Below are 13,851 nucleotides of genomic sequence, written 5' to 3'. Positions count from 1 at the left end.
AGGTGACGATTACTCCGAGCCGTCGAGGACCGCGAACTGCCGACTAGTCGGTGCCGGCCAGTACTGGCGCCGGCCGGTCCGCCGGCAGAGCGAAAGCCGGCGCCACCTGGTCGAGCGCCTCGCCGACGAAATCACGCAGCGGCCGCTCGTCCTCGCAATCCAGCCATCGGCTCAGCGCCACCCGGGTGGCCGCGATAGTGAGACCGGCGACCAGCCGGGGATACATGTCCCGTTCCGCGTCCGTGCCGGTCCGATCGGCGATCACCTCGGCGAGGGACCGCTCCATCGCGACGTACGAGCCCAACTGGTACGGCAGCAGGGACGGCGTCTGGTGCAGCATGCGGATCTCAGCGATCCAACGCTTGGTCTCTGGCGTGGCGTCGTGCACTAGTAGCAACATCACGGACCGCAGCGAATCGGCGATCGCCTCGTCATGCGGCCGGCTTCCCAGCTGCTTGATGAGCCGCTGACCACGCATCCGGCTCTCGTCGACAATCGCCTCTTCCTTGCAGGCGAAGTAGTTGAAGAACGTCCGAGGAGACACGTCCGCGTCGGCGGCGATGTCGTCGACCGTGACCCTTTCCACGCCGTCGCGCAGACACAGCCGTACCGCCGCTGCGGCCAGCGCCACTCTGGTGGCCTGCTTCTTGCGTTCACGCAGCCCATCGACCCTCTCGACCATGCCCGCTATTAAAGCATCCATTGCATTGCCTGAAAGCTTGCACGCTAGAGAACTTTGCATGATCTGCAATAAGAGTTAGAGTTTGGTCAAAAGGCACGTCCGGCTTCACCGAGGGAGATCTTTGATGACCCAGACGACCGCGCATCCGCTGCCCATGGAACGGAAGGACCCACTCGCCCCGCCCGTGGAGTACGACCGGCTTCGCACCGAGGCGCCGGTCAGCCGGCTGTCGTTCCCGGACGGCAGTGAGGGCTGGCTGGTCAGCAGGTTCGCGGACGTGACCTCTGCGCTGGTCAATCCGGTCTTCAGCTCCGAGCGTCGGTTCAACAGCAGCGCGGTGAACACCGTGACGCTCACCGAAGAGGAGCGCAAGAACAGTGGGTTCGCCGCTTCGTTCATCGGCATGGATCCGCCAGACCACACGCGCTACCGCCGGATGCTGACCGGCCAGTTCACCGTTCGCCGGATGAAGTCGCTGACCCCGCGGATCGAGCAGATCGTCGACGAGCACCTGGACGCGATGGAAGCGGCCGGCCCGCCGGCCGACCTGGTCCAGCAATTCGCGCTGCCGATCCCGTCGCTGGTCATCTGCGAGCTGCTGGGCGTCCCGTACGAGGACCGGGTCAGCTTCCAGGGGCGGACCTCCACGCTGCTGCGGTTGGACCGGTCCAAAGAGGAGCTGCTCGACGCCCTGAACGGCATGGCGACGTACATGCGTGGGCTCGTCGCCGACAAGCGCAGGAACCCCGACGACGCACTCATCAGCGACCTGATCACCGCGGTTCCCGAAGACGGTGTGCCGCTGACCGACGAGGAGCTGCTCGGGATCAGCAACCTGCTGCTGGTCGCCGGCCACGAGACCACCGCGAACATGATCGGCCTCGGCACCCTGGCCCTGCTGACGCACCCGGACCAGTGGGCGATGGTACGAGACAACCCGGACACCATCGAGCGAGCCGTCGAGGAGATGCTGCGCTACCTGTCGATCATCCAGTTCGGCCTGCCACGGATCGCCAAGGCCGACACAATGCTTGGGGACCAGCAGGTCAAGGCCGGTGAATCGGTGGTGCTCGCGCTCGCGTCGGCGAACCGGGACGCGGCGCACTTCGCGTCGCCGGAGATCCTGGACGTGACCCGGGACGCGATCCGACACGTGGGCTTCGGCTATGGCGTCCACCAGTGCCTTGGCCAGCAGTTGGCCCGGATGGAGATGCGGTCAGCGTTCGCGAAACTGACCCAGCGGTTCCCGAACCTGCGGCTGGCCGTACCAGCCGACGAGGTGCCCATGCGGTCGGATATGGCCATTTACGGCGTACACAAGCTGCCGGTCAGCTGGTAGCGGGATCGACCTCGCGCAGCCGGCACCGAAGCCGCCAGGTCTCGGTGCCGGCCAGCGCATCGGCTTTCTAGAGCAGGTCGGGTGGGATGTTGCCGGCCTGCTCGATGGCCTTGCGAATCGGCACGAACGCGAGCACGCAAGCGCCGACCACGAAGAAAATGATCAGCGAGATGATCGCCAGCCGGTAGCTGCCGAAGAACTGGAAGACCAGGCCGAACATCAGTGGCCCGAGCCAGCTGGTGCCCTTGTCGCTGATGACGTAGATGCCGAAGTACTCGGCTTCCTTGCCGGGCGGGATGAGCTGGCTGAACAGCGACCGGCTGAGCGCCTGGCTGCCGCCGAGCACCAGCCCGATGCCGACGCCGAGCCCGATGAACGGCAGGATCTGCCCGACTGGCAGGAAGAACGCGAGCACGATCAGCACGATCCAGGCGATCAGCGAGCCGATGACCGTCTTGACCGCGCCCACTCGCTTGGCGACCGCACCCAGGGTCAGCGCGCCGAAGAACGCCACGAACTGGATCAGCAGGATCGTCGGCACCAGCACCGCCTGGGCCAGTTTGAGTTCGTCGGTCGCGTACTGAGCCGCGAGCAGGATGACGGTCTGGATGCCGTCGTTGTAGATCAGGAAGCCGACCAGGAACAGGATCGTCAGCGGGAAAGCGCGCAGCTCGGCGAGCGTACGACCGAGCTGACGGAACCCGAAGATCAGCGGATTCCCTTGGGCGACGCCCTCCAGCGGCGGCCGGTTCCGGATCATCACCAGCGGGATGATCGTGAAACCGGCCCACCAGATGCCGGCCGACGCGAGCGCGTACCGGGCGATGGTGCCGGTCTCCCAGCCGAACTTCGGCCCGAGCAGCACGGCAGCCACCGCGAAGGCCAACAGCAGACCGCCGCCGATGTAGCCGTACGACCAGCCGATGGAGGACACCGAGTCGCGTTTGTCCGGCGGCGCCAACTGGGGGAGGAACGAGTAGTAGACGGCGATGCTGGCGCTGTAACAGATGTTCGCGATCAGGAACAGCGAGCCACCGAGCAGGTAGCGGTCACCCGTACAGAAGAGCAGCAGGACGGTGGCGGCGGCCCCGAGGTAAGCGCAGACCGCCATCAGCTCGCGTTTGCGCGGCGACCGGTCCGCGATCGCCCCAATCACTGGCAAGACGAAGACACTGAGCAGGACCGACAGGGACACGACGTACGAGAAGAAGGATCCGGCGGCGACGGGAATGCCCAGCGGATGCACGAGCCCGTGCGCATCCGCCGCCTTCTGGGTGACTGAGCTGAGGTACGGGCCGAGGAACACGGTCACGCAAACCGTGTAGAAGCCGTGGTTCGCCCACTCGTAGAAATACCAGCCGGTCCGCTCTCGTTTGTCGGCGTAGCCCGGCGTCTCAGCGACCGTCGCCGCGGTCACGCGCGATGTCCCGGTAGCGGGTTTGCGATCGGTCTTGGGGAAGCGTAGGTGCGCGGCACGGCAGCAGTATGCCGCCCCCAGCCCATCCCCACCGCCCCGATCCCCGATTCCCCCCAAGATCGCCCCCACCCCGCGCAGGACCGTCACCTTCAAACCACAGCCAGCCAACCCAATGACCTCACCCCGCGCGAACCGTCACCTCTAAACCAAAGTTGGTCAACTTAGACGGGACCCAGCCCCGCTGACCCCACCCCGTGCGGGACCGTCACCTTTAAAACCAAAGTTGGTCAACTTCTTCTACGGCACCCAACCCCGCTGACCCCACCCCGTGCGGGACCGTCACCTTTAAACCAAAGTTGGTCAACTTAGACGGGACCCAGCCCCGCTGACCCCACCCCGTGCGGGACCGTCACCTCTAAACCAAAGTTGGTCAACTTCCTACGGCACCCAACCCCGCTGACCTCACCCCGCGCGGGACCGTCACCTCTAAACCAAAGTTCGTCAACTTAGACGGGACCCAGCCCCGTTCGGCGCCATCGGCCGCCAGGCCGATGTTGTCGCCCCTCCGGCAGGAGCGTCGGTCTCTCAAGGCCCCGCGGTCTTTGCGGGGCCTTGAGAGACCGACGCTCGTAGCCGTAGTCGACGGCGCCCGCGCCGAAGGCGCCAGAAACACAGGGCGCATCGGCAGTAACCATCGGAAAATCCCGCCCCCACCACCGGTCTTTGGTGGCGGGGGCGGGATTTCCCGGTGGCTGGTAGACGAGACGCCGCACCCTCACAGACACCGCCCTTAACCAAGGCGCCCATCCCCACAGCCCACACCGCCCTTAACCCAGGGCACTCACCTCCACAGCCCACACAGCCCTTAACCCGGGCACTCACCTCCACAGCCACACCGCGCTTAACCCGGGCACTCACCTCCACAGCCACACACCGCCCTTACCCCAGGCGCCCATCCCCGCAGCGGACACCACTCACCTCACACGCTTCCGAGCTTGACCTCAATCAATATTGAGGTTCTATCGTACGGACAACAGCAGACAAGAGGGAGCAAATCCATGACAGCGCCAATCCTGGTGACAGGCGCCACCGGCAAGGTCGGCCGCCAGGTCGTCAGCCAGTTGCTCGACGCAGGACGGCCAGTACGCGCCGCGGTTCGCGATCCGGATCGGGCCGCCCTGCCGGCTGGCGTGCAGGTGGTTCAGGCCGACCTGGGCAATCCGGACAGCATCGCCGCGGCGGCCGACGGGGTCGAGGCAGCATTCCTGCTCTGGCCGTATTTGAGTGTGCCGGTGGACGCGGCGTCGACGGTGGTCGAGGCGGTCGCGAAGCGGGCTCAGCGGCTGGTGGCGTTGTCCTCGATGGGTGTGCATGACGAGCGGGCGAAACAGGCCGACGACAACTCCGAGTTCCACGCCACAATCGAGCGACTGGTCGAGCGCTCGGCGACCGAATGGGCGTTCGTACGGCCGGGTGGCTTCGCCGGGAACACGCTCGGATGGGCCGAGCAGATTCGGGCGACCGGCGTGGTCCGGCAGCCTTTCGGTGAGCTGGCGCGGCCGCTGATCCACGAGGCCGACATCGCCGCGGTCGCGGTGGCCGCGCTGACTGGCGACGGGCACATCGGCGCGAAGTACGCGGTGAGTGGTCCAGCCTTGGTAACCCAGCGGGAGCAGGTGGCGGCAATCGGGGCGGCAATCGGACGTGAGCTGCGGTTCGACGAGATCCCCGCCGAGCAGGCCCGTCCGCAGCTGGTCGAGGCCGGCTGGCCAGCCGCGATGGCCGATGAGGCGCTGCGGGTCTGGAGCGGGATGCTGGCCCACCCGGAGCCGATGACCCGTACCATCGAGGCCGTAACCGGCCACCCGGCCCGTACGTTCGCGCAGTGGGCCGTCGACCACGCCGACGACTTCCGGTAGGCGTCGCTTCGCTTCAGGATGGCCAGAGGCCGCGTTCCTGGTAGACAGACCGCAGGGTTTCCAGGTCGTCGGTCATGATGCCGTCTACGCCGAGGTCGAGCAGCCGGCGCATCTCGGCCGGGTCGTCCACGGTCCAGATGTGCACCTGCATACCCAGCGCGTGCGCGCGGCGGATGAGCCGGGCGTCACCGATGGGAATGCCGTTCTGTGCGGTCGGGATCTGCACGCACGGCACTCGCGGACTGCGTCCGTTGGCGCCTGGTGGCGGCAGCAGCCACGAACCGAACCGCAGGGCGGCCACCTCGCGCGGGCCGGTGGACGTACACAGCCGCGACCCGAGCGCGGCCCGGGCCATCCCCAGCCGGCGGCCGGAGAAGGAGCCGAGGCACACCCGGTCCAGCGCGTTCGTACGGCGGATGGCCTCGACCAGCGGCCCGACCGACGCGTCCGCCTTCGGGTCGATGTTGAAGCGCAGGTCCGGCCAGGCGCCGAGCAGGTCCTCCAGCAGCGGGATCGGTTCGGCGCCGCCGATTCGGGCCCGCTTCACCTGCGCCCACGGCAGCTCGGAAATCACCCCGGTGCGGTCGGTGACCCGGTCCAGGGTGCTGTCGTGGAAGGCGACCAGCACGCCGTCCGCGGTCAGGTGTACGTCGGTTTCGACGTACCGGTAGCCGAGGCCGACGGCGCGTTCGAAGGCCGCAGCGGTGTTCTCCCGCCCGGCGAGCGCGCCGCCGCGGTGAGCGAAGGCCAGCGGGAGCGGATGGTCCAGATAAGGGAACCGGTGTGCCACCGCAGCAGTATCGCCCGGCCCCGGCTGGTCCGGCACGCTGGATCGGATTGACCGGATAAGACTTGCTATGCCCCTTAATCGCGGGTGAACTCTGCGTACGGCTGGCTCGGCGCGGACAGACCGCTGGAGCCTGCGGTCGCACCCCATCGATAGGGTGTCGCCGAGGGGAGTGGTCAATGCGCGTGCTCGGGGTCGATTTCGGCACCTCCAATACAGTGGCGATGCTGCGGACCGCGGACGGCCGGGTGCGGCCGCTGTTGTTCGACGGGTCGCCGCTGTTGCCGTCGGCCGTCTATCTCGGCGTCGACGGCAAAATACTCGTCGGCCGGGACGCCGAACGAAATGCGCGAGTGGACCCGGGCCGGTTCGAGCCCAACCCCAAGCGGCGCGTCGACGATGTCACTGTGCTGCTCGGCGAGAGCGAGATCGAGGTGCCACGGCTCGCCGCCGCGGTGCTCGAGCAGATCGTCACCGAGGTCCGCCGGCAGATCGGCGGGATGCCTGACCAGGTCCGGATGACCCATCCGGCCCAGTGGGGCGAGCGCCGCCGCGGCATGCTCGTGCAGGCCGCCCAGCTGGCTGGCCTGCCGCGGCCACAACTCATCCCGGAGCCGGTCGCCGCCGCTTCGTATTTCACCGCCGTGCTCGGCACGTCGGTGCCGGCCGGCCGCGCGCTGGCGATCTACGACCTCGGCGGCGGCACTTTCGACGCCACTGTCGTACGACGGACCCAGCACGGGTTCGAGGTGCTCGCCGAGCAAGGTCTCGGGGACGTGGGCGGGCTCGACTTCGACTACGCCGTGGTCAGCCATCTGGGCAGCACTTATGCGGACTCTCACGCGGAGATGTGGAAGCACCTGATCGCCCCGGAGGACGGCGCCGACCGGCGGCATCGGCGGATGCTGCTGGAGGACGTGCGGGGCGCGAAGGAGATGCTGTCGCGTACGTCGACGGCCGATATCCACCTGCCCGCGCTCGAGGTCGACGCGCACGTCACCCGCGACGAGTTGGAACAGCTGATCAAGCCGTACCTGGAGCGGACTGTGCTGTGCCTGTCGCAGACCATCCAGCAGGCTCGGCTGGATCCGAAGGAACTGGTCGGCATCTTCCTGGTCGGTGGTTCCAGCCGGATCCCGATGGCCGCGCATTTGATCCACAGCTCCACCGGGGTCGCGCCGACCACCCTGGAGCAGCCTGAGACGGTGGTGGCCGAGGGCAGCCTGCGGGCCGGCGCCATTGAGGGTGACGCCGGCGCGACGCCAGTGTCCACCCCGCCGCAGATCTATCGACCGACCCAGCCGCCTCGGCCTCCGGGCCCGGGCGGGCCTGCTGGTCCCGGTCCTGGCCGGCCGTTGCCACCGCCGCCGGCCGGACTACGTCCGCCGCAGGGGTATCCGGCCCGGCCACCGCAGGGACCGGCCGGCCCACGCCAGGGGCAGTTTCCACCGCCCGGCCGCCCGCTCGGCCCGCCGCAGCCCGGCCCGGCTGGCATCCGGCCGGTCACCGGCGTCCCGGGTGTGCCGCCACGGCCACTGAACCAGCCGCCGGCCGGCCCGCCGCCGGCGCGTCCGCTGCCACCGCCGCCCCAGCCAGTTGCCCGGCCGGTTCCGCCGCCCCAGCCGATCCAGCCGCCGCCGATCCAGCAAGCGCCGCGGCCGCAGCAGATCGCGCCGACATCAGCGACGCCGGCCAGTGGCGGCAGCGGTTACCAGCCCGCACCGTCCAGTGGCGGCGGCTATCAGCCCGCGCCGCAGAGGCCGCCGATGCCGGCCCAACAGCTGCCGCCACCGCTGATGCCCTCCCTGCAGGACGAGGAGCTGCGCCCTTGGTACAAGGAGCGCATCGTGGTGATCTCGTCGATCGTCGCGGTCTGCTTCTTGATCATCTTCATCGTCGTGCTGGTCGTCTCGCAGCTGAACAACCACTAGTGGTCGCCGAGCCAATGGGCGATGGTCGAGGCCAGCCAGCGGGCGTGTGAGCGGTGGAGTTCGTGGCCGCCGCCTGGCACTTCTAGGAACTTGCCGCGCGGGATCGCGTCGGCCATCTCGCGGACCAGTGCCGGTGGGCAGAACGGGTCGTCGGTGCCCGCGATCAGGAGCGTGGGACAGGTGATCGACGATGCCTGTGACCGGCTGATATCGCCACCGGCGTCGATGATGGCGCTCATCGCCTCGGACCAGGATCTGGCCATGATCCGGGCCGGTTCCACGCCGTACGCCTCGACCAGGTAGGCAGCCAAGGTGAGAAGCGGCTCGATGGGTTTGTCAACTAGGCAGGTCAGCCCGTCCAGCAGTTCCCGCGACGCCACGATCCGCCCAGCCGCGCCCCAGGTCACCGTGGACAGCACCCGAGCCGGCCGCAGCGCCGCCATCAGCAACGCGTCCTCACCGCCGTCGCTGAATCCGACCAGGTGGGCCGCGCCCACACCGAGTTCGTCAAGGAGACCCAGCAGCGTCTGCGCATCCTGAAGGTAGTAGCCGGCCGTGTAGTGCCGCGGCTGCGGCTGAGACCTCCCGGACCCGGGCAGGTCGACGGCGACGATACGAAACCCATCCGCGAGCTCGCTCCGCAGCTGGTTGAGCTCGATGACGCTGCCACCCCACCCGGGCAGCAGGACGACCGTGTCACCGCGACCGTCGTCCTGGTAGTGAATCCGCTGCCCTTCCCGGCCATGCCAGGCCACCGCAAACCTCCGGTCGGTCAGGCCGCCGGGGCCCAGAGGGTGGCGAGGGAGTGGACGGCCAGGTCGTCGGACTGGGCCAGTTCGGTCCAGTTGGTGCCGTCGCCGGCCGCGTCCACGCTGGCAAGGTCCACGAGGCCGCCGGGCGGGCTGTCCGGGATCTCCGCGGCGTACGCGTGCGCACCAGAGGCGTCGTCGTCCACGTCCGAGCCGTCGCCGAGCAGGCTGAGATCCAGCCATGGCCCGCCGTCCGCCGGGGCGTCGATGCCCAGGTCGAGGGCCGGCGGGAAGCCTGAGGTGCCGTCGTCCAGATCGTACGGCATGTCGGTCAGCGCGCCGATCGGCGTGGCCGTGTCGTCGTCGTGGTAACCGACCAGGTCGTCATGTCCGTCGTCGCCGACAGTGACATCGGCGGGGGTGAACTCATCGTGGCCGGCGGGCGCATCGACATATGGGTCTGACCCGTCGTCGTACGACCCGTCGACCGGGACGTGGTCCTCGTACCCCGGGGTGAACTCGTCATGCCCGCCGTCCACCGGGTCGAGATGGTCGTCGGCAGGGCTCAGGTCCGCGGCGTACTCGTCGTGGTCCGCCATCTCGTCGTGCGAGTCGAAGCCCCCGTAGAGGCCATCGTCGTCGTGACCCATGTCCTCGTCCACCTCGTCACCCCCCGTCCGTGCCCTCGGCGCCAGCAACCGCGGTGGCCCGCCGGAGCTTGATCAGCGCGTCGTCCAGCGGGCCCAGCTTGGCGCGGATCTGGTCTCGCTCACCCTGGAACTCGGCCCGCTTGCGCTTGCGGGTCGCCGCGTCCTCGGCCAGCGCCCGATCGATGTCGCCGATCTGCTTGTCGAGTTCCTTGATCCGCCGGTCGATGGCCTCTTCCAGGGCCAGCGTCAGGTTGTGCTCCAGGTCCGTGAACTGGTACGACACCGCGTCGCCGAGAGACGCCCGGGCCTCACCCAGCACCTCCCGCAGCCAGACCTTGGCCTCCTGACGGTTCCCGGACACCCTTCGGCGGTAAAGCATGAACGCGGCGCTGGCGATGCCCAGGCCGATCGTCACCGGCCACGCGATGACGCCACCGACCAACGCCGTGGCGCCCAGGGCCGCGTACCTGCCAATGCCGACGCTCGACATGACGCTGGACTGGACCAGCAGCACGTTGTCCTGGCTGCCCTTCGACCTTTGCGGTTTGGTGCTGATCCGGGCCTGCAGTCGGGAATTGAGCCGGCTGAGCACCCGCTGGATCTCCTGCGGGGTGAACACCTGGCTGAGGATCCGGCCGCCGACCACCCGGAACCGGTGCTGCATGTCCGCGGTCATCCGCAGCGCCAGCGCGTGCAGCGAGCGGTCCACGTCGTACGGCAACTGCTTGATCTGGGCCGCGCCAGCCTTGTCGATCGCGTTCATCCAGTGGTCCTGCAGGCCGCTGACCTCGGTGCGGACTCGGGCTGTGATGTCCGTACGGGACCGCTTGATCTCGCTCGACATGCTGACCTGCCAGGACCGGGTGTCCGTGCGCTTCTTGGCGCCGACTCGGCCGCGCTCCTCCTTGAGCTCGGCCAGGGTGGCCGGGTCCGGGTCGGCGGTACGGATCTTGTCACCGGCGACCTGGTCGAGCCGGATCAGCTCGGAGCGCACGGTACGCAGCACGTTCGCCCGCTTGAGCAGCTCGCCGCGGGCGGCGACCCCGTCCGACAGCGCCTTGCGCAGGAGATCGATCCGGGATTCCTCCAACAGCGCGCCGGCGGCCTCCGGCGGCAGCGTCGCGGCCACTTCGGCCAGGGCCGAGGAAACCGGGAAGAAACCGGCCTGTCCGAACCGCGGCGCGTGTGCCTGCAGCAGCTTGATGTCGTCGTCCATCACGGTGCGCCAGCCGGGGTAGATGTCCGTCTTGGTGAGCGCGAACAACACCAGGTTGACTCGCTTGCTCGCGTCGGACAGGAAGTTCAGTTCCGGCTGGGAGAACGGCGCGGACGCGTCCACCACGAACAGCAGCGCGGTGGCGTGCTCGACCGCGTCGAGGGCGATCTCGGCGTGGGCGGAGTCCAGGCCGCCGACACCGGGAGTGTCGACGATGTCGACGAACTCCAGCATCGGCGCCGGGTAGGTGATCTCGATCCGCCGCGGCGGCCGGACACCGTCCGGGAGTTGGCCGAGGACCGTACCCCAGTCGCGCAGGCTGGCGATGTCCAACGGTACCGGCATCTCGTCACCGGGCACGTACGCGCGCGCTGACGGTGTCTGGCCGTGCTTGAACTCCAGATACGCGCTGGTGGCCACCGCAGCGTCGACGGGGGACAGGTTCGGTGCCCCGATCAGGGCGTTGACCAGCGAGGACTTGCCGCGCTTGGTCTCTCCGACGATGACCACCACCGGCCGGCCCTCGTCCCGCCGACGGACCGCGTCGATGTCGGACGCGGCGTCCGGGTCGACCCGGCGGATGTGCGCCAGCCCGTTGTCGACCGCGGCGCCGACCACCTTGATCAGCGCGGCCTCGGCCTGCTGGGGATCTGGCCGGCCGGCTGGTTTGCCGGTCTGGACGGCGGGCTGGCTCACGGTTTCCTCCGGTAAACGGTCACGACGGGCAGTCTCAGGATCCGGCCCCGGTCCAGGTAACCGGGGGTTTCGACGGCGGCGATCCGGCCGTCGAGCTGGCCATCGGCGGTCTCGGTGGAGCCGCCGGCCTCGTGCCGGGACGGGTCGAACTTCTCCCCGTCCGGGCGGATCTCGGTCACGCCGATGGCCTGCAGGTCTCGTACGATGCGGTCGCCCAGCGCGTTGCTGGTGGCCCGGTCCCGTACGTAGATCAACGTCTCAAGTAACTGTTCTCGATCGGCTGGCTTGCCCGCGGTGCGACTCGGCGGCGCCGACACCGGTGGCGAGCTACCACCCCGGGTGCCGGCAGCGGCGGCGACTGGGCCAACCACCGGCGTACGGCGGCGGGCCGCGGACATCACCAGTACGCAGGCGAAGCCGGTGACCAGGGTGCCCAGAAAGCCGATCACCGCGGCCGGTACGTAGAACACCGGACCGCAGGCCGCGGTCAGCGTGCCGGTTCCGGTGGTCCGGCCGGGGTCGTTGGTGAGGTTGCCGCTGGTGCCGGGCTGGTCAGTGGTGCCCTGGTCGGTGGTGCCGCCCTGACCGGTGGTGCCCTGGTCGGTGGTGCCCCCGGTGCCGTCACCGGGCTGAAGGGACTCGCCGCCGCCCGGTTGGCCGCCGCCGGGCTTCTGGACGCCGCTCTGGCTCGGCTGTGGGGTGTCGGAGCTGGCGCAGCCACTCGCGGCCAGTCCACTGATGCCACCGGCTACCCCGGTCAGCACCCCGACCAGGACGGCCATGATGAGCGTGATCGCGGCCGCCACGATCCGAAGATTGGTGGTCGACATCGGCTCAGTAACCCCCAGTTACGCGCGGGCGGCCAGCGGGATGCGGCCCGGTCGGCCGGTGCCGTACCCGCTGGGACAACAGGTGAAACCCGCGGTGCGCGACATGCGCCACCCGGGCTTGGGATGGGGTCGCGCCGGCCACCGCGAACCGCCGCCAGCGGGTAGCGGCCTCCAGAGCGGCCCGCTCGAGTTCGGCGGCGCCGGCGCCGGGCATCGCGAGGATGGACTGCGGGTCCTCCGAGAGCGCCAGCCGGGTCAGTTCCTGCTCCATCTGGTCCGGCAGCTCGACCGCGCCGGTGGTGACCTGCTGTACGACGTCGAGCAGTCGGAGCTGGTGATACTCCGGCTCGGCGAGCAGCCGCTCCACGGTGTCCCGGAGCAGCTCGCGATCCCGCAGGTTCTCCGCGCGAGAAGCGATCTGTTCCAGGCCGGTCAGTGCCCAGCCGGCCTTGATCGCGTCGCTGCGCCAGCGAAAGGCCCGATCCAGCACCTGCCGTACGCGTGGGAAGCCCGACGCCAGGAACAGTCGGCGGCTCAGCTCGTTGGTCGGCAGATCCGGCTCGGCCTCCAGCGCGGACAGCGAGAACCGGATGCCGTAGAGATCGAGCAGCACCAGCAGCCGCTCACGCTCTTGCTTGGATACGGGGCAGTCACGGTTGACGAAGAGGTCGACCGACGCGGTCAGTACCTGCCGGTCGATCGCGGACATGCCGGAGATCTGCCGGAGCGCCTCGCAGTCGGCCGCGGTCAGCCGGCCGGACTCGGTGGTCTCGGCGAGTAGGCCGACCAGCGGCACGACGTCGGAGACCTGCCGGCGCAGCACCTCGGCCTGGCTGGTGGCCAGCGGCCCAGCGACCGGCCACGGGTCGCCCGTACCCACCAGTTTGTCGACCTTGTTGAACAGTCCGAGCGAGTTGATCGGGTTGCTGGACAGCCGGGCGGACATTGTCCGGAAGGCCTCGAGCGCCTCCACGTCGTCCTGCCGTACGGACTGGGTGAAGACGTAGACGATGGCCTCGGCGCCGGTCAGCGCGCCGGCACTGTCCGCGTCGATGTCATCGGACAGCAGGCCTTGCGCTTCGTCGGACGAGCCGGTGTCGCCGAGCAGGAAGTCCTTGCTGCTCGCGGAGATCTGCTCGTTGGTGGAACTGAGGCCGGGCGTGTCCACCACGGTGAGGTCGCGTAGGCGCTCGCTGGACAGGGTCACGTCGATGTACGAGACCTCGGCGCGCGGCACGCCGATCTTCTGCGGGATCATCCCGTTCGAGTCCAGCGGCAGGCTGACCCGGTTGCCGTCCCGGCGGACCACGTCCACCCGGTCCGAGGTGCCGTACCGGAACTGGGTCACCAGCCGGGTGCACTCACCCACCTGGGTGGGCGCCACCCGCCGCCCGATCAGGGCGTTGACCAGCGTCGACTTGCCGGCCTTGAGGCGTCCGGCAATGGCCACCCGGAGTGGCTCGCCCAGCCGCTGGCGCAGGTCGACGACGGCAGAGCGGGACTGCGGTGTCAACCGGGGGGCGACCTCCGCGCAGAGCGCGGCCACCCGGGTGCTGAGAGGTCCGGTCGCCACGGCTAGTTCTGCGACGCCGGGACGCTGCCAGCGCGGGAGGCTCGGTCCGTACGAACCGAGCT

General features: G+C 69.0%; 11 protein-coding genes. 3 read left to right on the top strand and 8 right to left on the bottom strand.

Annotation, left to right across the window (positions count from 1 at the left end):
• Nucleotides 1-43: 43 nt before the first annotated feature.
• Nucleotides 44-682 (bottom strand): acyl-CoA-like ligand-binding transcription factor, encoded by a 639-nt coding sequence (locus ABD301_RS24800; RefSeq protein WP_344312876.1) that lies wholly within the window; start codon nucleotides 680-682, stop codon nucleotides 44-46.
• 124 nt (nucleotides 683-806) lie between these two features.
• Between ABD301_RS24800 and ABD301_RS24795 the strand changes: the two genes are divergently transcribed.
• Complete coding sequence (locus tag ABD301_RS24795; protein WP_344312874.1) at nucleotides 807-2,021, top strand: cytochrome P450; 1,215 nt, start codon at nucleotides 807-809, stop codon at nucleotides 2,019-2,021.
• A gap of 67 nt (nucleotides 2,022-2,088) precedes the next feature.
• On the opposite strand, the gene ABD301_RS24790 is transcribed toward ABD301_RS24795, so the two are convergent.
• Nucleotides 2,089-3,438 carry an MFS transporter gene (locus ABD301_RS24790; protein ID WP_344312873.1) on the bottom strand — a complete coding sequence of 450 codons (1,350 nt, stop codon included), beginning with the start codon at nucleotides 3,436-3,438 and terminating at the stop codon, nucleotides 2,089-2,091.
• 1,058 nt (nucleotides 3,439-4,496) lie between these two features.
• On the opposite strand from ABD301_RS24790, the gene ABD301_RS24785 reads away from it, so the two are divergent.
• Nucleotides 4,497-5,357 carry an SDR family oxidoreductase gene (locus tag ABD301_RS24785; protein WP_163573261.1) on the top strand — a complete coding sequence of 287 codons (861 nt, stop codon included), beginning with the start codon at nucleotides 4,497-4,499 and terminating at the stop codon, nucleotides 5,355-5,357.
• Nucleotides 5,358-5,370: 13 nt separating this feature from the next.
• Here the strand turns inward: ABD301_RS24785 and ABD301_RS24780 are convergent, their stop codons facing one another.
• A complete protein-coding gene (locus ABD301_RS24780) occupies nucleotides 5,371-6,147 on the bottom strand; it encodes a glycerophosphodiester phosphodiesterase family protein (RefSeq protein ID WP_344312872.1) in 777 nt (258 codons plus the stop codon).
• Between the two features lie 176 nt (nucleotides 6,148-6,323).
• Here ABD301_RS24780 and ABD301_RS24775 point away from each other — a divergent pair, with 176 nt between their 5' ends.
• Nucleotides 6,324-8,075, top strand: coding sequence for an Hsp70 family protein (locus tag ABD301_RS24775; protein ID WP_344312871.1), 1,752 nt, complete (start codon nucleotides 6,324-6,326; stop codon nucleotides 8,073-8,075).
• Here the strand turns inward: ABD301_RS24775 and ABD301_RS24770 are convergent.
• From ABD301_RS24770 to ABD301_RS24750, 5 genes are read right to left on the bottom strand one after another with little or no spacing between them, the layout of a single operon-like run.
• Entirely contained in the window at nucleotides 8,072-8,830 is a 759-nt protein-coding gene (locus ABD301_RS24770; RefSeq protein ID WP_279583012.1) for an alpha/beta fold hydrolase, read from the bottom strand. The genes ABD301_RS24775 and ABD301_RS24770 overlap by 4 nt on opposite strands.
• A 17-nt stretch (nucleotides 8,831-8,847) precedes the next feature.
• Entirely contained in the window at nucleotides 8,848-9,486 is a 639-nt protein-coding gene (locus tag ABD301_RS24765; protein WP_163573258.1) for a hypothetical protein, read from the bottom strand.
• Nucleotides 9,487-9,490: 4 nt separating this feature from the next.
• Entirely contained in the window at nucleotides 9,491-11,386 is a 1,896-nt protein-coding gene (locus ABD301_RS24760; RefSeq protein ID WP_344312869.1) for a dynamin family protein, read from the bottom strand.
• A complete protein-coding gene (locus tag ABD301_RS24755; protein WP_344312868.1) occupies nucleotides 11,383-12,216 on the bottom strand; it encodes a nucleotide exchange factor GrpE in 834 nt (277 codons plus the stop codon). Before ABD301_RS24755 ends, ABD301_RS24760 begins: the two co-directional genes overlap by 4 nt.
• Nucleotides 12,217-12,220: 4 nt before the next feature.
• Nucleotides 12,221-13,789 carry a dynamin family protein gene (locus ABD301_RS24750; protein ID WP_344312867.1) on the bottom strand — a complete coding sequence of 523 codons (1,569 nt, stop codon included), beginning with the start codon at nucleotides 13,787-13,789 and terminating at the stop codon, nucleotides 12,221-12,223.
• Between the last annotated feature and the right edge of the window lie 62 nt (nucleotides 13,790-13,851).

This window comes from Fodinicola feengrottensis, assembly GCF_039530045.1.
GTDB classification, from domain to species: Bacteria; Actinomycetota; Actinomycetes; order Mycobacteriales; family HKI-0501; genus Fodinicola; species Fodinicola feengrottensis.
The sequence above is the reverse complement of the archived record's forward strand: the minus strand, read 5'-3'. Positions and strand labels throughout refer to the sequence as shown.

Excerpts from the sequence above, each read along its gene's own strand:
- ABD301_RS24795 (WP_344312874.1), top strand. The coding sequence starts at position 807 with ATGACCCAGACGACCGCGCATCCGCTGCCCATGGAACGGAAGGACCCA.
- ABD301_RS24785 (WP_163573261.1), top strand. The coding sequence starts at position 4,497 with ATGACAGCGCCAATCCTGGTGACAGGCGCCACCGGCAAGGTCGGCCGC.
- ABD301_RS24800 (WP_344312876.1), bottom strand. The coding sequence starts at position 682 with ATGGTCGAGAGGGTCGATGGGCTGCGTGAACGCAAGAAGCAGGCCACC.
- ABD301_RS24775 (WP_344312871.1), top strand. The coding sequence starts at position 6,324 with ATGCGCGTGCTCGGGGTCGATTTCGGCACCTCCAATACAGTGGCGATG.
- ABD301_RS24755 (WP_344312868.1), bottom strand. The coding sequence starts at position 12,216 with ATGTCGACCACCAATCTTCGGATCGTGGCGGCCGCGATCACGCTCATC.